Annotated in this window: 31 protein-coding genes; 16 read left to right on the forward strand and 15 right to left on the reverse strand. The window is 53.4% G+C overall.

What is annotated here, in order from left to right; translation table 11 throughout:
• Nucleotides 1-1,157 precede the first annotated feature (1,157 nt).
• From H7U37_RS10040 to H7U37_RS10055, 4 genes are all read right to left on the reverse strand, one after another.
• Nucleotides 1,158-1,772 carry a DUF1349 domain-containing protein gene (locus tag H7U37_RS10040; RefSeq protein ID WP_204875489.1) on the reverse strand — a complete coding sequence of 205 codons (615 nt, stop codon included), beginning with the start codon at nucleotides 1,770-1,772 and terminating at the stop codon, nucleotides 1,158-1,160.
• A gap of 246 nt (nucleotides 1,773-2,018) precedes the next feature.
• Nucleotides 2,019-2,723, reverse strand: a complete 705-nt coding sequence (locus tag H7U37_RS10045; protein ID WP_006572297.1) for a flavodoxin — start codon at nucleotides 2,721-2,723, stop codon at nucleotides 2,019-2,021.
• On the reverse strand, nucleotides 2,720-3,097 hold the full coding sequence (locus H7U37_RS10050; RefSeq protein ID WP_418055077.1) for a MerR family transcriptional regulator: 378 nt from the start codon (nucleotides 3,095-3,097) through the stop codon (nucleotides 2,720-2,722). The genes H7U37_RS10045 and H7U37_RS10050 overlap by 4 nt, the downstream gene beginning before the upstream one ends.
• A 102-nt stretch (nucleotides 3,098-3,199) precedes the next feature.
• Nucleotides 3,200-4,066, reverse strand: a complete 867-nt coding sequence (locus tag H7U37_RS10055) for a LysR family transcriptional regulator (protein WP_040646653.1) — start codon at nucleotides 4,064-4,066, stop codon at nucleotides 3,200-3,202.
• Nucleotides 4,067-4,211: 145 nt separating this feature from the next.
• Between H7U37_RS10055 and H7U37_RS10060 the strand changes: the two genes are divergently transcribed.
• Complete coding sequence (locus H7U37_RS10060) at nucleotides 4,212-4,688, forward strand: flavodoxin (protein ID WP_006572293.1); 477 nt, start codon at nucleotides 4,212-4,214, stop codon at nucleotides 4,686-4,688.
• A gap of 11 nt (nucleotides 4,689-4,699) precedes the next feature.
• Nucleotides 4,700-5,737, forward strand: a complete 1,038-nt coding sequence (locus tag H7U37_RS10065) for an aldo/keto reductase (protein WP_040646651.1) — start codon at nucleotides 4,700-4,702, stop codon at nucleotides 5,735-5,737.
• Between the two features lie 92 nt (nucleotides 5,738-5,829).
• Here H7U37_RS10065 and H7U37_RS10070 read toward each other — a convergent pair whose 3' ends face one another.
• The 5 genes from H7U37_RS10070 to H7U37_RS10090 form a co-directional block, all read right to left on the reverse strand.
• Nucleotides 5,830-6,834: a helix-turn-helix domain-containing protein gene (locus H7U37_RS10070; protein WP_204875490.1), complete on the reverse strand. Its 1,005-nt coding sequence runs from the start codon at nucleotides 6,832-6,834 to the stop codon at nucleotides 5,830-5,832.
• Nucleotides 6,835-6,844: 10 nt separating this feature from the next.
• The gene (locus H7U37_RS10075; protein ID WP_040646649.1) at nucleotides 6,845-7,216 is read right to left on the reverse strand and encodes an ArsR/SmtB family transcription factor; all 372 of its coding nucleotides are present in this window, start codon (nucleotides 7,214-7,216) and stop codon (nucleotides 6,845-6,847) included.
• A gap of 53 nt (nucleotides 7,217-7,269) precedes the next feature.
• The gene (locus H7U37_RS10080; protein WP_040646647.1) at nucleotides 7,270-7,620 is read right to left on the reverse strand and encodes a CGGC domain-containing protein; all 351 of its coding nucleotides are present in this window, start codon (nucleotides 7,618-7,620) and stop codon (nucleotides 7,270-7,272) included.
• 26 nt (nucleotides 7,621-7,646) lie between these two features.
• Complete coding sequence (locus H7U37_RS10085) at nucleotides 7,647-8,405, reverse strand: SIR2 family NAD-dependent protein deacylase (protein ID WP_204875491.1); 759 nt, start codon at nucleotides 8,403-8,405, stop codon at nucleotides 7,647-7,649.
• 65 nt (nucleotides 8,406-8,470) lie between these two features.
• Nucleotides 8,471-9,382, reverse strand: coding sequence for an SIR2 family NAD-dependent protein deacylase (locus tag H7U37_RS10090; protein WP_006572287.1), 912 nt, complete (start codon nucleotides 9,380-9,382; stop codon nucleotides 8,471-8,473).
• Between the two features lie 108 nt (nucleotides 9,383-9,490).
• Here H7U37_RS10090 and H7U37_RS10095 point away from each other — a divergent pair, with 108 nt between their 5' ends.
• From H7U37_RS10095 to H7U37_RS10105, 3 genes are read left to right on the forward strand one after another with little or no spacing between them, the layout of a single operon-like run.
• Complete coding sequence (locus H7U37_RS10095) at nucleotides 9,491-9,949, forward strand: Rrf2 family transcriptional regulator (protein ID WP_006572286.1); 459 nt, start codon at nucleotides 9,491-9,493, stop codon at nucleotides 9,947-9,949.
• Nucleotides 9,950-9,953: 4 nt separating this feature from the next.
• On the forward strand, nucleotides 9,954-10,829 hold the full coding sequence (locus tag H7U37_RS10100) for a patatin family protein (RefSeq protein WP_006572285.1): 876 nt from the start codon (nucleotides 9,954-9,956) through the stop codon (nucleotides 10,827-10,829).
• A 43-nt stretch (nucleotides 10,830-10,872) separates the two neighbouring features.
• A complete protein-coding gene (locus H7U37_RS10105; protein ID WP_006572284.1) occupies nucleotides 10,873-11,466 on the forward strand; it encodes a sugar O-acetyltransferase in 594 nt (197 codons plus the stop codon).
• 82 nt (nucleotides 11,467-11,548) lie between these two features.
• On the opposite strand, the gene H7U37_RS10110 is transcribed toward H7U37_RS10105, so the two are convergent.
• Nucleotides 11,549-11,914, reverse strand: coding sequence for a winged helix-turn-helix transcriptional regulator (locus H7U37_RS10110; protein ID WP_006572282.1), 366 nt, complete (start codon nucleotides 11,912-11,914; stop codon nucleotides 11,549-11,551).
• A 150-nt stretch (nucleotides 11,915-12,064) separates the two neighbouring features.
• Here H7U37_RS10110 and H7U37_RS10115 point away from each other — a divergent pair, with 150 nt between their 5' ends.
• Genes H7U37_RS10115 through H7U37_RS10125 form a run of 3 tightly spaced genes read left to right on the forward strand, consistent with a single transcriptional unit; the run spans nucleotide 12,065 to nucleotide 14,186 of the window.
• Nucleotides 12,065-12,568: a flavin reductase family protein gene (locus H7U37_RS10115; RefSeq protein ID WP_006572281.1), complete on the forward strand. Its 504-nt coding sequence runs from the start codon at nucleotides 12,065-12,067 to the stop codon at nucleotides 12,566-12,568.
• 26 nt (nucleotides 12,569-12,594) lie between these two features.
• Entirely contained in the window at nucleotides 12,595-13,284 is a 690-nt protein-coding gene (locus H7U37_RS10120) for a radical SAM mobile pair protein A (protein WP_006572280.1), read from the forward strand.
• On the forward strand, nucleotides 13,272-14,186 hold the full coding sequence (locus tag H7U37_RS10125; RefSeq protein WP_040646643.1) for a radical SAM mobile pair protein B: 915 nt from the start codon (nucleotides 13,272-13,274) through the stop codon (nucleotides 14,184-14,186). The genes H7U37_RS10120 and H7U37_RS10125 overlap by 13 nt, the downstream gene beginning before the upstream one ends.
• Before the next feature lie 86 nt (nucleotides 14,187-14,272).
• Here the strand turns inward: H7U37_RS10125 and H7U37_RS10130 are convergent, their stop codons facing one another.
• Both H7U37_RS10130 and H7U37_RS10135 read right to left on the reverse strand, forming a co-directional pair.
• Nucleotides 14,273-14,821: a flavodoxin family protein gene (locus H7U37_RS10130; protein ID WP_006572278.1), complete on the reverse strand. Its 549-nt coding sequence runs from the start codon at nucleotides 14,819-14,821 to the stop codon at nucleotides 14,273-14,275.
• 14 nt (nucleotides 14,822-14,835) lie between these two features.
• Nucleotides 14,836-15,381, reverse strand: a complete 546-nt coding sequence (locus H7U37_RS10135; protein WP_006572277.1) for a flavodoxin family protein — start codon at nucleotides 15,379-15,381, stop codon at nucleotides 14,836-14,838.
• A gap of 143 nt (nucleotides 15,382-15,524) precedes the next feature.
• Here H7U37_RS10135 and H7U37_RS10140 point away from each other — a divergent pair, with 143 nt between their 5' ends.
• The 4 genes from H7U37_RS10140 to H7U37_RS10155 all read left to right on the forward strand — a co-directional run bounded on the left by H7U37_RS10140 (nucleotide 15,525) and on the right by H7U37_RS10155 (nucleotide 18,834).
• Nucleotides 15,525-15,872, forward strand: coding sequence for a winged helix-turn-helix transcriptional regulator (locus H7U37_RS10140; protein ID WP_006572276.1), 348 nt, complete (start codon nucleotides 15,525-15,527; stop codon nucleotides 15,870-15,872).
• 226 nt (nucleotides 15,873-16,098) lie between these two features.
• Nucleotides 16,099-16,317 (forward strand): cation transporter, encoded by a 219-nt coding sequence (locus H7U37_RS10145; protein WP_087257609.1) that lies wholly within the window; start codon nucleotides 16,099-16,101, stop codon nucleotides 16,315-16,317.
• Between the two features lie 27 nt (nucleotides 16,318-16,344).
• Complete coding sequence (locus H7U37_RS10150; RefSeq protein WP_338049821.1) at nucleotides 16,345-18,345, forward strand: heavy metal translocating P-type ATPase; 2,001 nt, start codon at nucleotides 16,345-16,347, stop codon at nucleotides 18,343-18,345.
• A gap of 198 nt (nucleotides 18,346-18,543) precedes the next feature.
• Nucleotides 18,544-18,834 carry a DUF6809 family protein gene (locus H7U37_RS10155; RefSeq protein WP_006572273.1) on the forward strand — a complete coding sequence of 97 codons (291 nt, stop codon included), beginning with the start codon at nucleotides 18,544-18,546 and terminating at the stop codon, nucleotides 18,832-18,834.
• A gap of 5 nt (nucleotides 18,835-18,839) precedes the next feature.
• Here H7U37_RS10155 and H7U37_RS10160 read toward each other — a convergent pair whose 3' ends face one another.
• The 3 genes from H7U37_RS10160 to H7U37_RS10165 are packed head-to-tail and all read right to left on the reverse strand — an operon-like array spanning nucleotide 18,840 to nucleotide 22,731.
• Nucleotides 18,840-19,712, reverse strand: coding sequence for a hypothetical protein (locus H7U37_RS10160; protein ID WP_204875492.1), 873 nt, complete (start codon nucleotides 19,710-19,712; stop codon nucleotides 18,840-18,842).
• Nucleotides 19,702-20,121 carry a hypothetical protein gene (locus H7U37_RS15780; protein ID WP_243414297.1) on the reverse strand — a complete coding sequence of 140 codons (420 nt, stop codon included), beginning with the start codon at nucleotides 20,119-20,121 and terminating at the stop codon, nucleotides 19,702-19,704. Before H7U37_RS15780 ends, H7U37_RS10160 begins: the two co-directional genes overlap by 11 nt.
• 42 nt (nucleotides 20,122-20,163) lie before the next feature.
• Entirely contained in the window at nucleotides 20,164-22,731 is a 2,568-nt protein-coding gene (locus tag H7U37_RS10165) for an RNA dependent RNA polymerase (RefSeq protein ID WP_243414298.1), read from the reverse strand.
• A gap of 121 nt (nucleotides 22,732-22,852) precedes the next feature.
• On the opposite strand from H7U37_RS10165, the gene H7U37_RS10170 reads away from it, so the two are divergent.
• The 4 genes from H7U37_RS10170 to H7U37_RS10185 all read left to right on the forward strand — a co-directional run bounded on the left by H7U37_RS10170 (nucleotide 22,853) and on the right by H7U37_RS10185 (nucleotide 26,123).
• On the forward strand, nucleotides 22,853-23,929 hold the full coding sequence (locus H7U37_RS10170; protein WP_204875493.1) for an AAA family ATPase: 1,077 nt from the start codon (nucleotides 22,853-22,855) through the stop codon (nucleotides 23,927-23,929).
• Between the two features lie 311 nt (nucleotides 23,930-24,240).
• Nucleotides 24,241-24,552: a plasmid mobilization protein gene (locus tag H7U37_RS10175; RefSeq protein ID WP_204875494.1), complete on the forward strand. Its 312-nt coding sequence runs from the start codon at nucleotides 24,241-24,243 to the stop codon at nucleotides 24,550-24,552.
• Between the two features lie 3 nt (nucleotides 24,553-24,555).
• A complete protein-coding gene (locus H7U37_RS10180) occupies nucleotides 24,556-25,911 on the forward strand; it encodes a relaxase/mobilization nuclease domain-containing protein (RefSeq protein ID WP_204875495.1) in 1,356 nt (451 codons plus the stop codon).
• Nucleotides 25,912-25,925: 14 nt separating this feature from the next.
• Entirely contained in the window at nucleotides 25,926-26,123 is a 198-nt protein-coding gene (locus H7U37_RS10185; protein ID WP_204875496.1) for a hypothetical protein, read from the forward strand.
• Nucleotides 26,124-26,278: the final 155 nt, after the last annotated feature.

Below are 26,278 nucleotides of genomic sequence, written 5' to 3' on the forward strand. Positions count from 1 at the left end.
CATACCTCATCACTGATATCGTGGCGTTGTTGTTCGTTACTCATAGGAACACCTCTTTCTGGGCTGTTGTCCCTATTATACTACATTACTCGTGTAAACACTATTTAGAAAATAAGCGATTCCCGTTCAGTAATAATTGTTTAACAAGAAAACATCGTTTGTCGTGGTATGATAAATAAAATATGCACTAACATGTTTGAATTGTGACCTGAGCGGCGGAAGCGAGGCGAGGTACATTAGGCAAATTTGAATATTACCCGAAATCAAAAGAGGAATGTACCAACTGTCCGGACAGGGATAAGGGATAAATGTGATGCACAAACATCACATTTACGGGATGTGAACTGTACGGAAGCGTATTTTGCCGTTTTGCACCGAAACGCTCGAGCTGCAGGCCTGTAAACCTCTCTTGAAAGTTACAAAAAGGTCGTGAAATCATTGATTTCACGACCTTTTTTGGTGGACCTAATCGGGATCGAACCGACGACCTTACGGATGCGAACCGTACGCTCTCGCAAGGTGGTAAGTTTTCTGCCCATGGACTGCGGTGTATGGTTTGATGAAAATGATAGACGAGGGGCTATAAAAAATACCGCTTTCAGTGTTCCGATAAGGAACTGAATGGCGGTGTTAAGGTGGACTGTCCGTAGTCAAAGAAACAGTTCGCAATCTTTCCACTCAGAGCATACCTTCTTCAGCATCAGGCTGGCAGCAGAGAGCATAAAAGTACCGGCAGCGATCTGGTTGTAATCCGCAACATTTTCAGCGCGTTGAAAAAAGCAGGGCTTATCACGGTGCCCAGCTGTGTGCCGATCCATCCCAAATCACATTGTATCTGATCTATAGCGTACTGGAACCTAAAGGGGGCCCCTCTCTGATTGAGATTCATTTCTGCGAGGGCCGTCCCTGCACGGTGGCATAGAATGTCCGCAAAGTGCTGGAAATCCCGTACCACGGGATTGAGAATGCCGTCAAGGAAGGGATGGAACAGACTACACTGGCATCCATGAGTGAGAAGTTCTGCGGACTGGTAAACTGTCGCAGAATTTCCAACATAGAAGTAAGCAGCAGCGCCTCCGGAAGCACATCGTAAGATGTTGCCTTCGGAGGCGCTGCTGCTGATACTTTGTTATTGTCCACAGTCGGCCTTTTTGAACTCAAATACTGTCGTCTGGAGCCTGCCCGTCATGTGCCATCCATTTGCAGTCTGTTACTTCCATATTGGTGAAAGCCGCGCGGAAGGACGAGTCCTCAGGGCTGCAGGCGTAAATGCCAAAGGATATTTTTCCCTCAGCTTCATTCAGGTGACAGATGCGCATCTGATGGAATGACTTACCGTCTTCCGAGCACTCGATGCAAAAATCATTTTCTCTGCGGCTTAAGCGGTACCACATGGATTTTATATGGGCAGAGATCTCCGTGGTCGCCCAGTCAGAATAGCCGTGATTGGTCACCACACTGCCCAGGTGCTGAAAGGTCTCATTTTCATATTCAATAGAACCCTTCAGCCAGTTTTCACTGTCCAGATACAGCACAACCCCACACTGGTCAAAGCGGTGATGGCTTTCCGAAAATTCCGTTTTTACCACAAAGGAAAAAAACGTTTCTTCCGTTTCCATCTGCAATACGGGAGCATTATCGTTGCGGAAATGGTAATAGGTTCTTTGCCAAAGATCCGTGTGGGGTTTCGTGACAATTTCGATTCGATCCTGTGTGATCACACAACTCTTTGGTTCTCGTGTCCATGTTAAGTTTTGAATGTCAAATTTCAAGATAATTTCCCCCTGTAGTTCCGGCTCTTGCTTTTTATCTCCAGCTGTCAGCTTTTACATGGTTCACTGATAAGGTTGTGTCATTCGAAATGCCAGGCAAAAGTTGATTCTGCTCCATATACGGCGGTAGTATATCATACTTTCAGCAGATTCTCAACTTTGGCAAAAACTGCCTCGCCGCTGCCGTGGCCGATGCAGCACATGCCCAGGCTGGAAAACCTCAAGCTCTGAACATCATGGCCGCTCTTATACCGGAGAAGATTCGGGGAGATCCAGTCCCTGCACCCAGGAAGCCACAGTGTTCTGGGACGCACTGCCGCTGAACCGCTGGCCATCCAGCCACCGAGCGTTTTCCGTCAGTTCCTGCAGGCCGTCGGCACTGGAGCCGATACCGCTGGAGCCGGAGGTGCAGAAGGGAACGATAGTGGCGTCGCCGAAGTCACAGCTCTCCAGGAAGGTGTAAATCACCTTGGGGGCCTGCCCCCACCAGATGGGGTAGCCCAGAAACACCACATTGTAGTTCTCCGGATGTTCCAGAGTACCAGTGATGGCGGGCCGGGCGGCAGGATCATTTTGCTCCTGGTTGGCGCGGCAGTTGTCATTGCTGTAATTGAGATCTTCGTCGGTGTACGGCACTTCCGGAACGATCTCATAGAGGTCGGCATCCAGGATGCTCTGGAGATGCTGGGCAATGCCTTCGGTGTTGCCGGTGGCGGAGAAGTAGGCCACCAGAACGCCGTCTTCCGGTGTTTCCACGTCAGATTCGCCTGCCTCCGGCGTGGAGAAAGCGGGAGGGGTGGATTGGTTGGGAGTGGACGACTCCTCCTTGGAGGATATCCCCTCCTGCTGCGTCTGGGACTGGCCGGGGTTGCTCTGGGTTTCCACCTGGCCGCAGGCCGTCAGGCCAAGCAGCAGAGTCAAAGTGATTAGAATCGTAAACAGTCGTTTCATTTTTTGGTGCCTCCTCCTGGCGTGGTTTGTGTCTTGCGTATCTCATGGCGCAGGTAATCCAGCCGCTGGAGCTGGCGCTCCTTAAAGTGTATCTCATCCAGAGCAGCTGTGCGCTTTTCCTCCAGCATTCTGAGTCGTTGCTCCTCCGTGTGGGGCTGCTCCAGGAGCAGGCGCATATAAGTCTCCACCTCCGATGTGGTAAAGCCCAGGTCATGGAGCGTCAGGATGGTGCTCAGCCGTTCCAGATCCGTGTCGTCGTACTGCCAGGCCCCCATCACTTCTTTTACCGCCCCGCAGAGCCCCCAGCTTTCATATTCGCTCAGGATGTGCATGGGGATCTGGTAGCGCTCGCTTGCCTCCTGTTTCGTCATCATAAAACCTCCAAAATGAAAATGCAGGCGTCCTTCCTCGGACACCTGCATTGTAAATCAGACTTTTTGCTATGTCTAATGCTTATTTTCTTTTTCCAAAAATGCCTATTGCACATTTTTGATATGCTGATGGAAGGCCTCCACCACCGGTGTCAGTACCAGATCCTTCTTCCAGACCAGGACGGTTCCTGTGTCCATCGTGGGAGAAAGCGGTATGAATCGGAGATCATCAAAAGAAAAATTCAAATCAAAACTCAGCGCGGTTCCCACACCATAGCGTACCATGTTGGCTGCGTTGAGGATCAGATTAAAGCTGGCGGCAATCTGCAGCCGCTCCCATCGGTCACCAAACCAGTTGGCTAACTCCCTCTGGACACGCTCACGGCCGCTGATAATCAACGGAACCTGTTCCAGATCATCGGGTGTGACGGAATCCAGTCCGGCGAGCGGAGAGTCCAGGCGCACCAATACCCCCCAACGATCACGTTCTTTCATTCGGCAGAACGCATATCGCCCTACATCCACTGGTTCTGTCAGAAGGCCCATATCCAAAAGGCCCGTGTCCAACCGTTCCTTCACATCGTCGGCGGTGGCGCTGAAAATTCGGAAGGTGACCTTGGGATAGCGTTCCCGGAAAGAAACCATGGCGCGGGAGAGGAAGGACATGCTTCGGGTCTCTCCTGCACCAATGGCGATTTCTCCCATCAGCTCTGTTTCACGCATGGTAAACTCCCTGGTCGTCTTTTCTGCCAGATCCACCAACTCCTGCGCACGGCGGCGCAGCAGCATTCCGTCTTCCGTCAGTTCAATGTGATATCGGCTGCGGCGAAAAAGCTGTACCCTCAACTCCTCCTCCAGCTGCATCAACTGCCGGGAGAGGGTGGGCTGGGTCAGGTGAAGCAGAGCTGCTGCCTTAGTAATGTTTTCCTCCCTGGCCACCGCCAGAAAATATTTCAAGACACGAAGTTCCATGGTTCTGCCTCCTTGAGTCCATCGTATCATATCCACTCCCATCCGGCAATATAAAAATGCCTTACAAGAATATTTCTAAATAGGAAATGAGTATTTTACATTTTTAGGTGCTGGATTTACAATGAGGTCAAAGGAGGTTTCATCTATGAACGCATTGGTTGCTTATTTCTCCGCCAGCGGTACCACCGCTAAGGCGGCAAAGGTCCTGGCAAAGGCCGCAGATGCTGACCTTTATGAAATCAAACCCGCAATTCCCTACACAAGAGCGGACCTGAACTGGATGGACAAGGGCTCCCGCAGCAGTGTGGAGATGAGCGACAAGCACTCCCGTCCGGCCCTGGCCGATACGGATGCCCCCATTGCTGGGCACGATGTCATTTTCCTGGGCTTTCCTATCTGGTGGTATGTTGCTCCCACTATTGTCAACACCTTCCTGGAGAGTTACGACTTTACCGGCAAGACCATTATCCTTTTTGCCACCTCCGGCGGCAGCGGGCTGGGCAAATCGGCTGTTAGCCTGCGCGCCAGTGTGCCCGGTGCCAGGATCGTGGATGGACGATTACTCAACGGACGGCTGAACGCGGACGAACTGAAAACATGGGTGTCCGGGTTGAAACTCTGAGGTGAATCGATATGAGATATACAAAACTGGGCAAATCTGATTTGAATGTCTCCCGTATCTGCATGGGGTGCATGGGCTTCGGAGACGCCCAAAACGGTCAGCACTCCTGGACCATTGACGAGGCGCATTCCCGGGAGATCATCAAGCGAGGACTGGAGCTTGGGGTTAATTTTTTTGACACCGCCATTGGCTACCAGAGTGGCACCAGCGAGCAGTATGTGGGCCGGGCCCTGCGGGACTTTGCCAAGCGGGACGAGGTGGTGGTAGCTACTAAGTTCCTGCCCCGCACCAATGAGGAAATTGAGGCCGGCATCAGCGGCCAGGAGCACATTCGGCGGATGCTGGACAAGAGCCTTCAGAACCTGGGGATGGACCATGTAGATCTCTATATCTATCACATGTGGGATCACCAGACGCCCCTTTATGACATCATGGAGGGACTGAACAACGCTGTAAAGGCGGGCAAGGCTCGGTATATCGGCATTTCCAACTGCTTTGCCTGGCAGCTCGCCAAGGCCAACGCCTTGGCGGAGAAAGAGGGCTTTACCAAATTTGTCTCCGTTCAGGGGCACTACAACTTGATCTTCCGGGAAGAGGAACGGGAGATGGCACCCTACTGCCGGGAGGAGAACATTGCCATGACCCCTTACAGCGCTCTGGCCGGCGGGCGGCTTTCCAAGCGCTCCGGTGAGACCTCCAAGCGGCTTCAGGAGGACAGCTACGCCCAACTCAAATACGGCGCGGCTCACGATCAGGACGCTCCCATTTTGACCCGGGTGGCGGAGCTGGCGGACCGCCGGGGCGTTTCCATGACAGAAATCTCCCTGGCCTGGCTGCTGACCCGTGTTACCGCTCCGGTGGTTGGAGCTACAAAACTCCATCACATCGAAGGGGCCGCCAAGGCGGTGGATCTCGCCCTGACGGTGGAGGAGTGTGCCTATCTGGAGGAGCTTTACACCCCCCATCCGCTGGTGGGTGTCATGGCCCAGAACACGATTGCTGCAGCGAAAAAGGACCATGTCTGGTCTACCGGCAATCAGATTATCTGAACAATCAACGAGATTACAAAAAACCGCTTGAAGGGCACTCCTTGCAAAAGGGGTGCCCTTCAAGCGGTTGTGGCTAAAATCTTTTGCCTGTTTTAATCGTTCCAATTGGAATCCTGGGTACGACGATACTCGGTTGGGAGTATCTGTGTCACATCTTTGAATGCTTTTGAAAATTTCCCTTGGGTTTCGTAGCCCACCCGATCTGCGATTTCGGAGATCGGAATCCTGGTTTCTCTCAGCAGTTTCATGGCCTGTGCCATGCGGTATTCTTTCATGTAAGTGGCAATGGGCAGGCCATATACGGTCTTAAAGACTTCCTTCAGCGTGGAGGTATTGATGAGGTATTGCTTGGAGAGTGCCTCAATGGTAAACCGCTGATCCAAATGTTCTGTCAGCTGACGGTGGATTTCCTTGATCAGTTCCGTCTGTTGAGAACCGTATTGCGTCAGTGCATGCTTTTCGGGCTCCACATCCGAGAGATAGAGCAGCAACTCCTGGATTTTGAGCTGTAAGTAAGCCCTGCGCCGGAAAGAGGGGGCTGAATACAGGGGCGCAAAGATCCCTTCCAGTTCCGGGCAGGCCGGGATAGCTACCGGTTTTTCACCGCAAAAGGTGCTTTGTATGGTTGGAAGATCCAAGCCGGACTCTTTTAGAATTTCCGGGCAATTTGCGTCCAGGACCGGCAAATCGATGGAAAGAGAAATGCCCTCCGCATAGCCCAACGGAAACATCATGGCCGAGTCCGCACAGCAAGCGGAGCTGTGAGCGGTGAGATCTCCGGAACCCAAATAGACCGCTGTGCCACCCCGCATATTCCAGCCTACACGGCCGTTACGGCAGTAGAACAGCTCCAGAACAGAGGAGGAAGCAGCGTGGTGTACGGTGATTTCCGCAGCTGACAGCAGGTTGTAGGAAGCGTCGACGCCGGGGAATACATGGTAGGCTTCTATTTTCCCTTTTCCAACTGTTTTTGCAGAAAATTGCCCGGTTAGAAGGACATACTCCTGACCGGATGGAGAATTGCGAACGATTGTCAGGCCTCCGGCCGGAACATCCTGTAATTGCTGTGTGACATGTGTGGGTTCCTGTTGTTTCATGCGAACTTCCTCACAAATTTTGCTTTGATGGGCAGGCAATTACTACTAAGTCTTCAATCATGTGATGGAGCAGCTGAGCCTGCTGTGTGTTTGCCGCGGTATAATATACTTCTTTTCCCGCCCTGCGGTTGACAATCAAACCGGCGGCTCTCAGTAGTTTGAGGTGATGGGATACCGCCGGACTGCTCATCCCTACCATGGCGGAGAGATTGACCACACATTCCTCGCAGTGGCACAGCAGCCAGAAAATACGCAGGCGACTGCCGTCCCCCAGCTGCTTAAAAATATCTGACAGCGTCTGAAAATTCTCCACGCTGGGCATATTCTGCAGTTCTTGCTCCATGGGCTGTCCATGGTCGTGAGGCAAAGAAGTGGTTTGCATCGGATCACCCTCCTGTTTGATTTATCATACCACAGGTAGGTGCGGGTGCAAACTTATTCCTGTTTCGGTCCTGCGTCGTGGGTATAGTCCAGGATTTGAACCTTGTCGCCAACGGCATTCTGTACCAGATCCTTCATCCGCTTGGCAAAGGGGCAGGGATAGCCGATGGGCGTGCCCTTTTGGATACAGGAGGCAAACGCAATGGTGTCCGCCCCCTGGCTAACCAGAGAGTTCGCCCGCAGCACTACTTTCTTTCCGGGACAGCCTCCGCAGTTGATAAAACCCACCAGCTCAATATCCTCCACACCTGCAAAAGCGCCTTTCCGCTCACGGATGGTTTGAAAATCCCCACTTCCGGGGCAATAGTCCTCTGTCTGCGTACAACGAATAATTCCCAATTTCATATTTAGTGTCTCCTTTCCTGATATGTTCATCGTTGATCCGCCTCCCGAAGGGCGGATAAAATCTCGCCCAGCGAGCCGTCCAGACCAAATGACTTGCGTTTGATACTGTCTGCAATGTAGACCTCGCCCAGATTGATGGTAACATAGGTGGCGTTGGGCTCCTGATCCACCAAACGCATCAGAGGCGCTTTGATGAGTTGATTGCGCCATCCGATCCCCAACTCCAACACGACCAGCTTTTTTTCGTGATATTGGTTCAGAAAACTCTGGAATCTCTGCGTGGCGCCGTGGTCCGGAACCATATTCGGCCCTGCTGCCATATGAACCTCCATGGGGCCGCCGCATCGGGGACACCGGGGCACCAAATCAGAGGGGATTCTGCCATCCTGTTCCGCAGCTGCCATCTGCTCTGCCAACTCCAAAATGGGATAGAGGGTATCATGGCAGGGGCGGGCGCATTGCATGGTCAGCCAGGTCCCCTCGATTTCATAAATCTTCTCCGGTGCAAATCCGCTGCGTTCAAAGTGACATTCTCCGTTGGAGGTAAGGACGAAATAGTCCCTGTTGCCCACAATGGCTTTCAAGTCCTGCATGACCTGTGTGGGTTGATACTGTCCGCAGTAGTGGTGGATGAGCCTGCTCCAGAAGGCCCATTTTACTTCTTCTGAAGGCCAGCGGGTTCCCATCCCATGCAGCAGGCACCGAAGGCCGTACTTGTCCTTAAAGTCGCCGAACAAATTCTCAAATGCCTGGTTATCTGCAAAGAGGTGCAGTCCTTCAGTCATGGACAGGCCATTGCTGGCTCCAATCAAGATGGCATCCGCTTTTTGGATTTTCTCTGCGACTGGTCTTAGATCATACATGATGAGTCTTCCTTTCCGGACATATGTGCTGCCGCATCCTGCAAGACAGCGGCAATATCCTCTTTGATGGCCCAACCCTTTTGAGATAACGCTTGGGGCAGGAGCGCGTCTTTTGGGTTGATGGTGATGTAATATGCCTGCGGGAGAGAATAGGTCAGATTCCAAAAGGGTTCCTGAATAAACATGGGGGTCATGCGCCCCACCCCCAACTCCAGGAAGAGGATTTTTTTATTCTGATTAGCAGTCAGGAACTCATTGATCTTTCTGTATTCTTCCTTGTACTTCTTACCCTCCAAAAAGGTATAGCCTCGCACCCAAGGTTCCATTTCCGCACCGCATTTGGGACACCGAGGGATCAATTCTGCCGGGATACAGAGATTTTCATCAATTGCATCGTTCATTTCATAAACCATCTCTTTGTTCCAGTAGATCTCGTCGTGGCAGCGGCGGCTGCACTGATAATAACGGGAGTCCCCTTGGATGGCGCTCAGCTTATCTTCTGATACCACGCGGGTAAACTGAAAGTCTTGGTTTGTAGTCATAATGTGGTAATTCCTATCCTGAAGCAGCTTCATCAGGTCATAATAGGGCTGACCTGTGGGACATTCATACTCCATGTAACCCATTCGGGCAAGGAAGGCCCAGTGGGCCTCCGGGGACGGATAACGGTAGTAAAATCCATTGAAGGCACCGGTAAATCCATATTTTCGGTGGAAGTCTCCCAAGTATTGCTCAAATATCGCATCGTTTTGATAGAAGAAGTTGAAGCCGCAGGAAGCTGACATACCCGCCGCAGCGCCCACCAAAATTGCATCGGCCCCACTAATTTTGTCTACCAAGACCTGCACATTTTGGCGGTGGACGGCGGAATCAATGAATATTTTGTGGTTCAGTAGCATAGTTGACATGATTCCTCCAACCTGTTATTATAATAATTACATGTTGCAAGCATAGCATGTTATTTTATAAATTACAAGTAGGCAATTAAAAATTTTTGAGGTGAGCCCATGAAATACTCTACCAAGTTGAGTGACGCACTTCATATATTGGCCTTTCTCAGTATGGGAGCCGGTCAGCGGATCACAAGTGCTAAGATCGCAGAAAGTGTAAAAACGAACCCGGCCTATATCCGGCAGCTAATGGCCAAGCTGAAGAGTGCCGGCATGATTACCAGCTCACAGGGACAGGCCAATGCGGAATTGACCAGGCGCCCGGATGAGATCACGGTGTTGGATGTCTACCGGGCAATTGAGGGCAATAAGCCCCTACTTCACTGGGATATTGATACCAATCCGGAATGTGGCGTGGGGATCTATGTGCAGCTGAGCATTGCGGACTTTTACCAGGAGATCCAGAAGGCTGCCGAACAAAAAATGCAGACCATCACCCTGCAAGACATCATAGACCGGTACGGTAAAAAGCTGGACGAGCTGGAGCAGAAGGCAGAGCGGGACTTTACCCCATGAGGAGATGTTGACAACGAACACGCAGAAAAAGATCGGATTGGTGGTGGAAGGCGGCGGGATGAAGTGCGCCTATAACGCTGGGATTCTGGATGCCTTTCTGGACGAAGGGATTACGTTTGATTATTGCATTGGCGTATCCGGTGGATCTGGCAATCTGGCTTCCTATCTGGCGGGGCAAAGAGGCCGGAATCTTCGTTTTTTTACGGAGCATATTCATTCGCAGAATTACTTCGGTTTGAGAAGCCTGCTGAAAACCGGAGATCTGTTTGGATTGAAGTACATCTATGGTGAATTGACCCGCAAAGAAGGAGAAGATCCTCTGGATTTTCCCGCTCTGATGAACAACCCGGCGGAGTACGAGATTGTGGTCACAAACGCGCTGACAGGATTGCCGGAGTACTATGGGCGGGAGATGATGGCGCAGGACGATTACCGCCTGATCATGGCCTCCAGTGCCATCCCGGTTGCTTGCCATCCGGTGGAACTCAACGGAGTGCCCTACTTTGACGGAGGCCTTACCGATGCCATCCCGGTTCGCCGCGCCCTGGAGCAGGGGTGTGATAAGCTGGTGGTCATTCTCTCCAAGGACCGGGACTATGTACGAAAGCCTCAGGGTATGCGCAGGCTGTATCGGCGGGCCTGCCGCAGTTACCCCAACATTGTGGATGCTATTGATCGTCGCCATGTAGTGTACAACGAAAATTGGAAGGATGTGTTTTCCCTGGAACGGGATGGGACTGCCTTTGTCTTTGCTGCCAGTGAGCCCATCCGCGTGGGGACTTACTCCATGAAAGAGGATGCGGAACGAAACCTATATGATTTGGGGTTGCGGGATTTTGCCGCATGGAAAAACGATTTGTTGGAATTTCTGAGTATTTGACCATAAATGAGCATTAGCAGAGGAAAGGTATGTGAAACAAACGATGGAACCAATGGAACTTTTGACAAGCAGCACTCCGTACAGCGTCTATAACTTTCATCTTCCTCAAAGTCTGAAGAAAAATGCCGAGCAGCTGTGCTGGGAGTATAATCAGCTGCCGCCCGGGCAGGAGGAGCGGCGCAGAGAGATTTTGAAAAAGCTGTTTGGTACATGTGATCCGAAAACCTTTGTCATGCCTGGGTTTCGTTGCGATTATGGGTTCAATATCCATACTCACGGACTGGCGTTTATCAATTATAACTGTGTGATTCTGGATACTTCCCCGGTGCATATCGGGGCCAACGCCTTTATTGCCCCCGGCGTATGTATCAGTTGTGTGGGCCACGCCATGGATGCCCAACAGCGGGCAGAGACGATTACCACATCGGCCCCTATTACCTTGGAGGAGGATGTGTGGATTGGTGCCAATGCTGTGATATGCGGAGGAGTCACCATCGGGAAGGGTTCCATCATTGGGGCTGGAAGCGTGGTGACCCGGGACATCCCCGCGGGCGTTGTTGCCGCAGGAACGCCCTGCCGTCCCTTAAGACCGGTTACAGAGGCAGACAAGCTCGACTTGCGTACCGTTTCCTTTTAAAAAACGCCGGAATGATTTGACCGATTGTCAAACCATTCCGGCGTCTCTTGTTGTTTTGGAGAACTCTTGGAAAGCCACTTGCTCAAGGGATATATTTCATGCCCCACTGGGAGATGGCGTAGAAAATGGGCAGCAAATCCGTTCCCTTTTCTGTCAGGGAATACTCTACTCGGGGCGGGATCTCATTATACTGCTCCCGGTGTACCAGACCATCCCCCTCCAGCTCTTTCAATGCGTTGGTGAGCATGGTGTTTGTGATAGGTTTGAGCATCTTTTTCAGTTCCCCAAACCGCATGGGAGACTGGATACAGAGCTCGTAGATGATCTGGAGCTTCCATTTCCCCTGGAGCATCTGAACCACCGGGGTCACCGGGCAGTTTCCGTTTTCGGTCAGGATAACACTGCCCACTCGGGCTTGAAATTCCTCATAGGTCATGGATTGATTCATAACGCAGCACTCTCTCCATCGGTATGGTTTTTCGTACCAAGTACAAATAATCTGCGTACTTGCACCGTTATTTCTTCTAAGTATAATAATTATATCGACATCAAAATGGGATGTCAATGACAGAACGAATTGAGAGTGAGGTATTGATTTATGAAAGAACTGAACATCATGGAGGCCACTGTCCTGACCTCCCCTAATCCCCTGACCCTGATTTGTTCCCAGAATGAAGACGGCACCACGAACCTGGCCCCCATCTGCTTTGTGTCCTACCTGTCCTTCAACCCGCCCATGGTCGGCTTTGCCGCTGGCAAGCAGTCCCATACCGGCAAGCGGGTGCGGGAAACCGGCAAGGTGATCGTGACAGTTCCGGGGGAGAGTCTGACTCAGGCCGTGGTGGCCTGCGGCAGTTCCACCGGTGCCACCAGCCACAAGGTGGAGGAAAACCACATTGAGATGACCTCCGTAGAGGGCAGCGACATTCAGATTCCTGCGGATACCCGCCTTGCCATGGTAGCTACTTTACAGCAGACTGTAGAGGTGGGCGACCATATCATGCATATCTGCCAGGTGGACAAGTTCCTGGGTGACGAGAGCAAACAGGGTCTCTATGCCTGGAATGGCTTTGGAAAAGTCGCCCCGGCAGTGGAAGGCTAAGGCAGAAATGACTGGGGGAGATTCCAATGGCGGTGTGCATCAAATCCCAGATTCAGAACATGAATCTGGTCATTGGCTGTACCATCGGCTGCAGCTACTGTTATGCCAGAAATAATGTACGACGGTTCCATATGATTGATGATTTTGAGAAGCCGGAGTACTTCCCCGGAAAATTGCGGCTTATGGAGAAAACTCGCCCCCAGATTTTTCTGCTTACTGGAATGAGTGACTTTTCCGGCTGGAGAGCAGAGTGGCGGGATGAGGTATTTGCCAAAATGGAGCGCAATCCCCAGCACCAGTATCTGTTCCTGACCAAGCGGCCGGAGGAAATCGATTTCTCTACCCATCTGGATAACGCCTGGTTCGGCGTGACCGTTACCTCTTGTAAGGAAAAGAACCGGATCCCGGCACTGCGGGAGCATATCCGCGGCGGACATTATCACGCCACCTTTGAGCCCATGTTTGACGACATCGGGCCAGTGGATTTCACAGGGATCGAGTGGGTGGTCATCGGAACTGAAACTGGACGCCGAAAAGGAAAATCTGTATCCAAGCCGGAGTGGGTGTGGAACCTGACCGACCAAGCCCATACCCTGGGTATCCCGGTCTTTATGAAGGAAGACCTGCTTCCCATTATGGGAGAGGAACAGATGATGCAGGAATTACCCACCGCATTTCATAAGGTACTGGAGGAACAAGCCAAATGGCAGAAATGATGGAAAACGATATCCTGATCCGGGATGTGGAGACAAAAAACATCATGACCAAATCCAATCTGCCCGTAGGAGGCTACTCCGTAAACCCCTATGTGGGCTGCACTCACGGCTGTAAGTACTGCTACGCCTCCTTTATGAAGCGCTTTACCGGGCACACCGAGCCCTGGGGGACCTTTCTGGATGTAAAGCACTGGCGGGAGATCAAAAATTCTCAAAAATACCGGGGACAGCGGGTGGTCATCGGCTCGGTGACCGACGGCTATCTCCCCCAAGAGGAGCAGTTTCAAAACACTCGCAAGCTGTTAGAGCAGCTGAAAGGCAGCGGGGCGGAGATCCTCATCTGTACCAAGTCCGACCTGGTGGTGCGGGATATTGACTTGCTCCGGGAGATGGGAAAGGTGACCGTCTCCTGGTCCATCAATACACTGGATGAGGATTTTCGTAGGGATATGGACAAGGCAGTGAGCATTGAGCGACGGCTTTGTGCCATGAAGCAGGTCTACGACGCGGGTATCCGTACGGTCTGCTTTATCGCGCCGGTATTTCCCGGTATCACGGATTTTAAGGCCATTTTCCATCGAGTGAAGAATCAGTGCGACCTGGTCTGGCTGGAGAACCTGAACCTGCGGGGCGGATTCAAGCAGGAGATTTTAGACTACATCCATGAAAAGTATCCACACTTGATCAACTTGTATCAGGCCATCTATCAAAAGGGTGATCGGAGCTATTTCCGTGACCTTGAGCAGCAAGCAGAGCAGCTGGCGATCGAAAATGGCTGTCCCTTTGTGGATAACGAACTGCCCTATGGCCTGGCGGAGCCGGGCCACCCGGTGATTGTGGACTATTTCTACCACGAGGAGGTCAGGGGGTCGGAGAATACGGGGAAACGAAAAAGAACCTGATGTCGCAGGCAAAAGGAAGGCCGGAGCAACACCGCTCCGGCCTTCCTTTTGATATTTTGTTTGGCCGTTTCGTGAGAGCAGGAATCTCAAATGGATTGTCCCAGTGCATAAGCCTGCTGAAGCTCAGGTTTTCCGTCAATATCCCCCACATCTGCGTTTCCGCCGGCCAAAACATGACCAAGTTCTGTCCATCGAAGATGCTTCATTAGGTGGCTGTAGTATGCCTGTACATCTTCAAAATCGTGGCCTTCCGCAGCCATCAGTAGCACGCCAAAGCGGTCATGTCCCCGGAGCAGATTTCCATCGTTCTCCTCCAGCGCAAAAAGACGGTCCATGGCTGTTCGAAGCTGGCCGCTCAGGTTCCAGTAATACAGCGGCGATGCCAATACGACCACATCGCTCTCCCGCACCGCCGGATAGATCTGATCCATGTCGTCTCTCTGGATACAGGGACATTCTTTTGTACTGTGTCCACTGAAGCAGCCCTTACAGCCGTGGATATTCATATCGCTCAAAAAGAATTCCCGGACGATATGCCCGGCCTTTTCCGCACCCTCTGTAAAGGCGCGTACCAGGGCTGAAGTGTTTCCTTTTCGCCGGGGACTGCCATTGAGAATTACGATCTGCTTGCCCATTCCTTTTCTTCCTTTCAGATCTTATCCACCAGCTCTGCGGCCTGCCGGCAGCCGTCCGTCTTGTTGATGTCGCCTGCGTTCAAGACGCCGGGAATCAGCACTTCGCCCACCATCTTCCACTTGTTGAGGGCAGCTGTTCGCTCCATGGGGATGCGCACACCGTCCAGTACAGACAGATCCTCCTCCTCGCAGCAGGCGATGAGGGCGCACTCTTTCCCGGCAATGTCCTTGCCACCCACCACCAGGGAATAGATCCGGTCGATAACGCCTTTGATCTGGGCGGGAATGGAGTACCAATAGACGGGCATGGTAAAGACAATGGCATCAGCCTTCAGGATAGCCGGTGCGATGATATTGAAGTCATCGTCAAAGGAGCAGGCCTTCCCAGTTTTGAAACAGGTCTCGCAGGCATGGCAGCCGCCGATCTTCATCATGGCTGCGTCAAAGCGGGTGACGGTGTGTCCCTTTGCCTCCGCTGCCTGGATGAAACTATCCGTCATGGCAAAGCTGTTGCCATTTTTTCGGGGACTACCTGTAATGACTACGATGTTCTTACTCATAAAATTTCCTCCTTGTCCTTGAGAAATTGACTTTCTCACCTGCTGATAGTACAATCATAGCAAGAATGGGAAAAAGAACAAGTACGCACATCAAAGTGCGATACTTGCGTAGAGGTTTAATACTTACGGAAAGGAAAGTGTTTATGAGCGAGTTAAAGGAATATAAAACCTGCATTTCATCTGCCAATCTGGCCGATACCGGGTTCAGCTATACTTTATCTCTGATCAGCGGCAAATATAAAATGACTATTCTCTATACCCTCATGTGTTTTGGGGTGGTTCGCTTCAACGAGATGAAAAAGTATATTGGGGGGATCTCCTACAAGACGCTGAGTTCCACACTGAAGGAACTGGAGGCAGATCAGCTGGTCCACCGGGAGGAGTATCCGCAGATTCCCCCGAAGGTGGAGTATAGTCTCACTGAGCGTGGAAAGTCTCTGATTCCCATTCTGGACCAGATGTGCGACTGGGGAGAGCGAAACAGACTGTAACCATAGATTGAAGAAAAGGACTGGAGTTGTCATGGATGACTCCAGTCCTTTTATATGTTAAGAAAACACTCACTATTTGCCCAAACAGAAGAACCGTTTGCCCAAACGGAAGGATATCGTCCTGAAACATTGACGGCGGGAGGTTCACCGGCTATGATGACACTACAATTAAATACTTGCTTAATCGTAATAGCGAAAGCAAGGAATTCAGAGAGGAGTTTTCAAGATGAAAAAGACTTACAAGATCGAAGTGGACTGCGCCAACTGTGCCAACCTGATGGAGGAGGCTGCCCGCAAGACTCCTGGCGTTCAGATTGCCACCGTAAACTTTATGACTCAGAAGATGATCGTGGAGTTTGAAGAGGGTCATGAGCCTGCCGGCGTCATGCAGGACGTGGTCAAGGCCTGCAAAAAGGTAGAGCCTGACTGCGAGATCTTTCTGTGAGGAGACCGGTAGAAAGGAGTATAGACGATGCAGGAACTGATCGTGAATATCCTGCTGGCTGCAGTAGCCCTTCTGGCGGCGGTGCTGCAGCTCATTGGCCAGAAGTCCAGCAGCGGTATGACAAAAAAACAAAAGGTCATGCTCTGGCGCATTCTGGCAGCAACGGTCTTGCTGTTGGGCCTCCAGTCTTTGGGGACATCTGTCTTTGATTCGCTGGGCAGTTCAGGCCGTTGGCTGCGGCTGGCTCTCTATTTAGTGGACTACCTGGTCATTGGCTATGATATCCTGCGGAAGGCCTATAAGGGCATCCGTAATGGTCAGGTGTTTGATGAAAACTTTCTGATGGCAGTGGCCACACTGGGGGCCTTGGCCCTGGCGGTCTATGAAAACGGGGACTATCTGGAATCCATCGCGGTGATGCTGTTTTATCAGGTGGGTGAGTGGTTCCAAAGCTACGCTGTGGGAAAGAGCCGCCGGAACATCAGCGACCTCATGGACATCCGGCCCGATTACGCCAATGTAGAGCGGGACGGCAAACTGGAACAGGTGGATCCGGATGAGGTGGACATCGGCTCCATCATCGTGGTGCAGCCTGGGGAGAAGGTACCCATCGACGGCACGGTGGTGGAAGGAGCCTCTACTTTGAATACCGCCGCCCTGACCGGAGAATCTCTGCCCCGGGAGGTGCAGACGGGAGATGCCATCATCAGTGGATGCATCAACATGACCGGGCTGTTAAAGATCCAGACGACCAAGGCGTTTGGGGAGTCCACCGTGTCTAAAATCCTAGATTTGGTGGAAAATGCCTCTTCCCGTAAGTCCAAGTCGGAGGACTTTATCTCCCGCTTCGCTCGGATCTATACCCCTGCTGTGTGCTATGCCGCCCTGGCGCTGGCCATTCTCCCGCCGTTGGTGCTCATGCTGGGATTGGGACAATCTCCCGCCTGGGAGACCTGGATCTACCGGGCGCTCACGTTTCTGGTAGCCAGCTGTCCCTGCGCCCTGGTCATCAGTATTCCCCTGAGCTTCTTTGCCGGCATCGGCGGAGCCAGCAAGGCCGGTGTATTGGTAAAGGGCTCCAACTATCTGGAATCTCTGTCACAAACTCGCATTGTGGTGTTTGATAAAACCGGCACTCTGACCCAAGGGGTCTTTGAGGTCAACGGAATTCACCACAATGAAATTGAAAACGCCAAACTGGTGGAATATGCTGCGCTGGCGGAGTCAGCCTCCAGCCATCCCATCAGCAAGAGCCTGCAGCGTGCCTATGGCAAGGAAATCGACCGCAGCAGGGTATCCCAAATCCAGGAAATCAGCGGCAACGGAGTCACCGCCGTGGTGGACGACCACACCGTGGCGGCCGGCAATGATAAGCTGATGGATCGTCTGGGTATTCCTTACATCAGTTGCTACAGCGTGGGAACCATCATCCACATGGCGATTGACGGACAATATGCCGGGCACATTGTCATCTCCGACTTGATAAAGCCCACCTCCAGGCAGGCTATCCAGGCATTGAAGTCCGCTGGTGTATACAAAACGGTGATGCTCACCGGGGATGCCAAGCAAGTGGCCGATCAGGTAGCGGAGGAGCTGGGGGTGGATCAGGTGTACAGCCAGTTGCTCCCAGCTGACAAAGTGGAAAAGGTAGAGGAGCTACTTGCCAGAAAGCGAGGCAAGGAAAAGCTGGCCTTTGTGGGGGACGGTATCAACGACGCCCCCGTGCTGGGCCGCGCCGATATCGGTATTGCCATGGGTGCCATGGGTTCTGACGCCGCTATCGAGGCTGCAGATGTGGTTCTGATGGATGACGATCCCATGCAGATTGCCAAGGCGATCAAAATTTCACGCAAGTGCTTGGGCATAGTGTATCAGAACATCGTGGTGGCCATCGGGATCAAGCTGCTCTGCCTGGTGTTGGTCGCTTTGGGATTTGCAAATATGTGGCTGGCGGTTTTTGCTGATGTAGGTGTCATGATTCTGGCGGTTCTCAATGCGATCCGGGCTCTTTTTGTAAAAAACCTATAAGTACAATACACGCAATTCCGGGCATGTAACTTCTGGTTATGGCAAGGGGCTGACGGTTTTGAAAACAAGAGAGTATTAAGCCTGATTATATCAATCGGAACCTTTGGAAGACTAAGACAACTAAATTATTGAAAAATATAATAGTGGATATTTCCTCGAACCTGTGCTATTGTGTCTTGCTATAAGGAGGCGAGGCACATGAATGACACGCTGAAACTACTGTATGACAGATTTTACACTCCGTTGCCTATGGAGGAAACCGAGCAGGAAATTGATGACTGTCACCGGCAGCTCATCGAGCGATTGGAAAAACCAGAAAGGAAGTTAGTTTTACGGATTATCGATGCCCAGAATCTAATTGCAGAGCAACGCTCCGTGGACAGTTTCCTTTGCGGGTTCCAGTTGGCTTGGGAAGTGGCATACGAACTGAATCATTTCGAAACGAACAGGCATCCATCTCCAGCGAAAGAAGTGGAGATGGATGCCTGATTTTTCTACTCAATCACAATAGCTTCCCCCAGCCGATACCGGCACAGTCCAAAGCCAGTCTCAGAGCGCTCTAAAATAGTCTCCGGGATTTGTTTCAGATACTTCCGCCCAAAGCTGGTGGTGCCGAAGTATGCGTCAAAGTTGGTCACCGGCAGCACTACCCAGTCGGAATCTTCCGGCTCGTTGAGAAGGTAGTGGGCCACCAGTGTCTCAACCATCTCCACAGGAACACCCTTGGGTGTGAGGCTGCGAAGCTGCTCCACCAGCGTGGGCGGCAGCTCTGGTTCCTCATTCCAGAGCGGTCCCAACTCCAAAGCCTGGGCCAGAAAGCTGTCAAACCGCAATCCCCACTGCCCCTTGGTGGTGGGGGCGAACAAGGGGATCTGCATCTGGATCACCTTGTCCCGCCAGGCCCGGTCAAAGCCCTTCTCAATGGCGGCACACTTCTTCTGGGCGCTGCTGGATACCTTCCCTGGATTCTCCCGCACAAAAGCCACCACCCGATGCACATGGCGGTGAAACCATCCGCTGCCGTTTTCATCTACAAGACCATGGAATTCCGAATGAAGGTTCCTAAAATCACTGCCGAACTGCCACGCCTCCCGGGGCGTGGCTTTTTTGCTGTCCGGCACACTGCACCAGGCACACAGGCCCCGCTTGGCATAGTCGATGCGTTCCCGGGGTGCTTCGGCGGGGCTGCCATCCTCATTATGAAACGCAAACCCTCTTGCCAGGATGGTCAGCACCCGGTTGAGTCCCTCGAAATCCAAAATGGTGTCGAAGGTAAAGCGGCCCAGATAGGTGGTGTCCTGCTTGTTCCGGGCGGTATAGTTTACCGCACCGGTGTAGTCCTGAAATTCCTTCCACTCATTCAGCATGGTCCACCTCCAACACATGTTCCTCGATGTGGTCCGGCAGCAGATCCCACAGCAGGTTCCGCTTGCCAATGGCCACCACATAGGGCACTGCCAGGCTGGGACGGACGATCTTATTCAGCAGCTTGCGGCAGGCCCTGGACACCACAGCCCGCTCGTTGCCGCTGAAGGGGGCAGCCAGATAGGTCTCCATCATCTTCTGGAAGGCTGGGGAGTCCGCCGGGCGGCGGAGCTGCTTCCGTTCCCGGGCTGTCGCCAGATCGTTCATATCACAGACCAGATCTCCCAGCAGACGGAACCCGCCGTGGCGGAAGTCGGTCAGAAGATCATAGTAGTCCGCCGCCTCCGGCAGATGCCCCTGCAGAAATGTTTCTCTATGTCCTTCTGCCAGCAAGTGCCACTGCTGGTCCACGATGGCCTTTCGCAGAGCGGCGATGCGCTCCGGGGAAAGCTGCTAGAAGAAGGCGTACAGCTCGTCGCTGTCGTAGAGCTCCTCTTGTCCTCTGGCGTAGAGGATGCGGTCAATGTCCGTTTTCCGCTGCTGTCCCTTGGCGGGGGCGCGGCAGGCCCGGATGCGGGAGAGGCAGTGCTCGTAGTCCCACAGCAAGGCAGAGACAGAAGAAAGAATGTTTTGGTCCAGATGTTTCTTCCAGCTTCGTTCCTGGGCGAAAGCGAACAACTCGCCGTCCTTTGCCGGTTTCTTCTGAACCTTGGGCGTGTTGCGCTCCAGCTGGCGGGCCAGCCAGGGCAATCGCTCCACCGGGGAGTCCACCGTGTCCCAGTCGATCCCGGCAAAGAAGGTCTCCAGCCGCTCCCGGTGGGTGGGCTCATACCAGGCGCGGCGGCGCTCCTCCGCACGCTCCAACAGATATTTGTACTGGAGGAAAGGAGTGCGCTTCACCTTCCGCCCACCCAGAAATTCATCCAGGTTGGGCCGCACACCGGTCTTGGCTGCGTCGATCTCCAGTCCGCTGTAGATGGCCAGGGCCTCCAAGTCCCGGCGGTATCGCTTGCGCTCCTCCGGGTCGGTATGCTCGTTGTAGGCGATGACGCTACGATCCAGGGCGGCGTTGCAGATCTGTCCGATGCGGGCGGCAAAGGTGTTCTCCACCGTCTGAAACCGGGCCTGCCAGTCGTTGGCGTCGGACTTGGGTGCGGACAAGGATGGAATTTTCAGCAGGGGCAGGTTGGCGTTGTTGGAGAGCTGCTGATGGACATCGTAATCATAGTTCCGCTTCACACAGCGGTTCAGGATGGGATCGGCAATGGTTTTGATAAGGTCGCCGTCATAGTCCGCACCGCCCAACCGTTCCGCTGCCAAACTGTCTGCAGACACCATGACCACATCGGTGAGGTGGCCCAGGTAGTGTTGGCGCAGGTCGTCTCCCTCTGGATACACCGACAGCTGCAATTCCTCGTTCCGGGCGATGTGGGGATTGCGGAGAAGGGTGCAGCTGTCCTCATGGTCATAGGCCGCACCGGGTGCAAAGAAGCTGTCCTCCGCAAAGAAGGCTCCCATCACCTGATTGCAGAAGTCCCGCTCACCGGGCAATTGGAACACACGGGGCGCGATCAGCTGCCGCAGCAGTTCCAACAGATCACCGGAGAGGAATCGGTTGTCCCCTGGCACCAGCAACCGCCCAACGGCGTAGCCTCGGAGGATCTTCCGGGCCTGCCCATCCAGCTGTTCCGTGTAGATAGGCTCACGGATAAACTTCGGGTTCTTCTCCAGCACCCGGGCCATGATGTTCGCCCGGCTTCCCCTGGGCTGGCTCAGGCCCCGGCGAAAGTATTCCTGCTGATATGCTTCATTGGCACGAAAGCTATAGTAGGCCGTTTCGGTGGCCTTGGTCAGCCACTGACGAGGATCATCCTCCGGACTGTGGTCCCAGCCTTCCGGCAGGTCGGCGGGCCGGAACTCCTCCGGCTGGATGGAGAGGGTGGAGAGGAATTGATAGTTGAGTTCTACCAGTTTCTCTGGCTCCGTCTTGCTCAGGTTGGTGATGTATAGGGCGTGGTTGTAGTCCCGGAAGGCGTCCCAGTAGTCCTCCCAGGTCATACCGTTCTCCCGCAGCCAGCCGTAGGCTTTGAACTGACTGCAAGTGAGGATGATGTCCACACTGCGGACGGGGTGCGCCTTGCCCCAAACATCTACGATGCTCTGGGTACCGCTTCTCTTCAAAAAGTCCTTGAAGTCCACCTGATGGAGCATCCCTTTGATGTAGGGCATCCGAATCTGGAAGGAGGTGTGGATGTGGCTGCCGCAGCAGGCCTTGTCCACCACATCGGCGTACTCTTTGGAGATGAGGCCCACGCCGTCAAAGCAGGTGATGTCCAGAGTTTCCAGTGTATCTGCCCGGTAGAAGGTTCCCGGCTCTCTGCCTTCCCGCAGGGTGATGACGGGGGCTCGCTCCACTCTCTTGGATGAATTGTTTATGACAATGACCCGGTGAGGTTTGTCAATGCGGATGCCGTCCACCCGGGTTCCGCTGGAGAACATGAGGCCGTTGTAGGCGTAGAGTTTACTGAGCTGGCAGCGGTCCAGCTCCATGTTCAGCATGATCCGCTGGCGCATTGGCTCATACAGATCCGCCCGGATGAAGGAGAGGCGGGACTGGCGGCTCATGCTGGCGGAGCGCTCGAAAGCCACATAGCGGTGTGGGCCGCTGCCGAAGTCCAGAACGATCCCCTCGGGACGGAACATGTCTCTGGCCCTCTCCCGGCGGGCCTGCTGCGTCTTTCCGGTTCCACGCCGGTCAAAGATCCCGGCGAAGTCCATATAGAACAGCACATCGGAAAGCGCTGTGACTTTCTCATCGCTACGCTCCCGCCAGCCCTCCCCGTGGAGTTGGTACATCAGTTGATGGAACATGGCGCAGCTGTCCTGCTCGTGCTTGGCACCCGGTACCTTGCAGTGCTCGGTGGCACTGCGGTTCAGAGCAAAGGTGTAAACGCCGTCTTGCTCCGCGGCATAACTCATCACCGCCCGGGCAGAAAGCTCGTAGATCTGATAGGCCGCCATTGGCTCACCTCCGTTTGCTCCATTCTACCATAAACCATTTCAAAATCAAAATGAATACTACTCCCACTTCTTTTGAGGTGGGAGCTTTTGTATTCAAATTCTTGAAATGGAGGTACCAAACATGAACAACAAAATGAACCATCCCCTGATCACAGTGGACGGCAGAACCCTGATGGATCGTCCGCTGGAGCTGCCCAATTTTGTGGTGGACACCCTGATCTCTCAGGGCCTGCACATCCTGGCAGGCTCCCCGAAAGTGGGCAAGTCCTGGCTTGCTCTGTGGCTGGCGGTGACGGTGGCTAAGGGAGAACCTGTCTGGAACATGACCACCAGGCAGGGTACCACTCTCTATCTCTGTCTGGAGGATTCCGTCCTCCGCATCCAGAATCGACTCTTTGAGATCACCGAGGACGCACCAGACAGCGTCCACTTCTGCACGGAGTGCGCCCTCATCGGCCAAGGGTTGGAGGAACAGGTGGACGCATTCGTCGCCGCACACCCCGACACCGTGCTGGTCATTATCGACACCCTGCAGATGGTCCGACCGGTACACGACGCCACCTACGCCAATGACTACCGGGATCTGTCTGTGCTCAAGCGGCTGGCGGACAAGCACGGCATTGCCATCCTGCTCATCCACCATCTGCGGAAAGAAAAGGCGGAAGATGTGTTCCATCGGATCTCCGGGACCACTGCCATCAGCGGCGCAGTGGATTCCAGCTTCACCCTGGTGGAAGAAAAGCGGGGCAGCGGCAGGGCCAGACTGACCTGCGTGGGCCGGGACATCGAATACCGGGAGCTGGAGCTTCGACGCAGCGAGGAAAATGTGTGGGAGTTGGTTTCGGACAGCCGGACACAGCCGGAACAATTGGAGGGGCAAATCGTTGTTCTCCTCTCTGCGTTTATGAGCAGCAGAACAATATTTATCGGCACTCCCACGGAGCTCTCCGAAAAGATCGACCCTGACAGAATCGAAGGGGTAACCCCCAAAAAGATTTCAAGGCTGATCCAGCAAAGCGTTGAGGCCCTAAGAAAAAACGGAATTCAGGCAATGGTGCGCCGCAGCAACGGAAAACGAGTAATTGAGCTACGCCGTGCCGATAGTGCCGATTTGGAGGGTGCCGGAGAAATCGTCCCTATCGACCCTGTCGAGGCGCTGTGCGGCGATTTGCGGGCAGTTTCCAGGTGCGGCGAGTAACTCCCGCAAGGCAAAAGAAACGCCGTGTTGGGCCGCTTGTGGCCGAAGGAGGAGTGCGGGTGTTCGGCGCGGGAGAATCACCTCCAAACAGGGTTCCCGCCGAAGCCCAGCGCCAGCGGGTTCGGTGGGAGGAGGACAAGCGACAGAGAGAGCGAGCTTTGCCGCTGGCGGCGAAGCGAGGGATTCGTCGTCCGCTTGGACGACGGCCAGCATCGCGTTTGTCTGGTCACCGGCAAAGCCGCCGCCCGCCTTCCGCATAATTTCCGGGCAGAAGCCCGGACCCACTTTTTCTGCAATTTGGAGGAAACGATATGAAAAAAGATATCAAATTCAGCACCCGGATGGCATCCGAAGACCGGGAGGCCATCAAGGAATTGGCGAAACGCTCCGGGATGTCTATGAGCGATTATGTGACGGCTTGCTGTCTGGGAAAGCAGGTAGTGGTCATCGATGGACTGAAAGAAGTGCTCAAGAAGCTGAAGTCTATCGGCAGAAATCTGAATCAGCTTGTCACCCTGGCGCACATGGGGCGCGTCACGGTGGTCAACCTGGACGGTGTACGCCAGGCGTTCTCTGAACTCTGCACTGCTGTCCGGCTGATCCTGGAACGAAGGCGGTGGTGAAAAATGGCGATCATCAGCTTCACTAACTACAAGCGAGGACAGACCACCGGATGCATGGGAGCCGTGATGCGGTACACCATGCAGAACAAGAAAACCGAGTGTGACGGTCAACAGTTGGTCACAGGCATCAACTGCCAGCCGGAATCTGTCTACGCGGACTTCATGACCACCAAGCGCCTGCATCACAAAACCGACGGTGTGCTGTTCTACCACATGGTGCAGAGCTTTCCAAAAGGCGAAGCGGTAGATCCGGTCACCGCTCATGCGGCGGCGCTGAAGCTGGCTGAGTACTATGAGGGCTATGAAGTTCTGGTCTGCACCCACACAGACCGGGAACACATTCATTCCCACTTCCTCATCAACTCCGTCAACTTCGATACTGGGAAGAAACTGCACATCGCAAAGGAGCAACTCCAAGAACTGCGGCAGCGCAACGATCAAGTCTGCACGGAGTTTTCTCTCCCTGTGTTCAACCCCGCGAACAGGAACGAGAAGACCAAGACCATGTCCATTGGTGAGTATCACACCGCAGCCCGTGGCCAGAGCAAGAAGCTGCAGCTTATGAACATCATCAACGACTGTATGCGCCACGCCTCCAGCCGGGAGGAGTTTATTGCGCTGATGGAGAGCGAGGGCTACAAGGTACGCTGGGAAACCTCCCGGCGGAACATCACCTACACCACACCCAGCGGCTGGCAGTGCCGTGACCGCCTGCTGTTCGGGGACAAATATCTGAAGGAGAATATGGAATATGAATTCAGGATCAGAGAAGAAATTATCTATGGACGAGCTGTTGGAAAAGAATCGACCTACGCAGATGGTACAGATCACGCCGCAGCCTCCGGCGCAGGAGCTGACACCGCCTTCCAAAGTGCATCCTACGAAAGCGGAGTGGGAGGAACTGCTGAGCAGCCTCTATGCACTGGGGGACCACACCGAGAGACAGACTGGCTATCTCAAGAAAGTCAGCGAATTGCTGGCGCAGCTCCCGACCCGGACGCAGATGGACGAGCTGCTGAAAGCGGTGAAGCATCTGGAGCAGATGAGCGAACAGGCTGGGAAGCGGAACGAGAAGCGTTTTTCTCTGCCCGGCATCAGACTGCCCAGACTGCGGCTGCCGCACCTGGATGGTCCCACATGGGCGGTCCTGCTGATGGGGATAGCAGCATTGCTTCTGCTGTGGTGGGGCTTGGATACCGTCTGGAGCAGTCTCAGTCTGCTGCTCCAGTAATGGACAGCACCACAATGCACCCGCATACAGACAGGAAAACGCTCCGTAAGAAGCAGCAAAAGAAAATCGCCCAAGGCCATGCCCAGGACGATCACGAAGAAGAACAGAATTGGCAGCAGACCATGTAAAGGAGGACGATCACATGAGTTATCAGCAGGCAATGTATGATCGGGCGCATCCCAGATATTCTGAGCCGACAGAGTACATCACGATGGAAGTGGACGGACTGATTGTTGCCCTCCGCTTCAAAAACACGATCACAAAGCCTGACATAGTGACTGAAATTGAGCAGACGCTGTTGATGGCACAGGACTTTGAAAATCTGAACAAGCCCGCTTGATTCAGTAGACTTTTTACCAGTAGTGTGGGATACTGTGTGTGCATATGAACCTTGCTACGAAAATAAGTAGCGAGGGCGTGAACCTTGACAAACAGGCTTTCAACGCCTCATGAAAAACCATCGCAGCACAAAAAGCGGCAGGCCAAAACCTGTCG

The sequence above is a fragment of the Pseudoflavonifractor phocaeensis genome, assembly GCF_016901735.1.
Taxonomy (GTDB): Bacteria; Bacillota; Clostridia; order Oscillospirales; family Oscillospiraceae; genus Pseudoflavonifractor_A.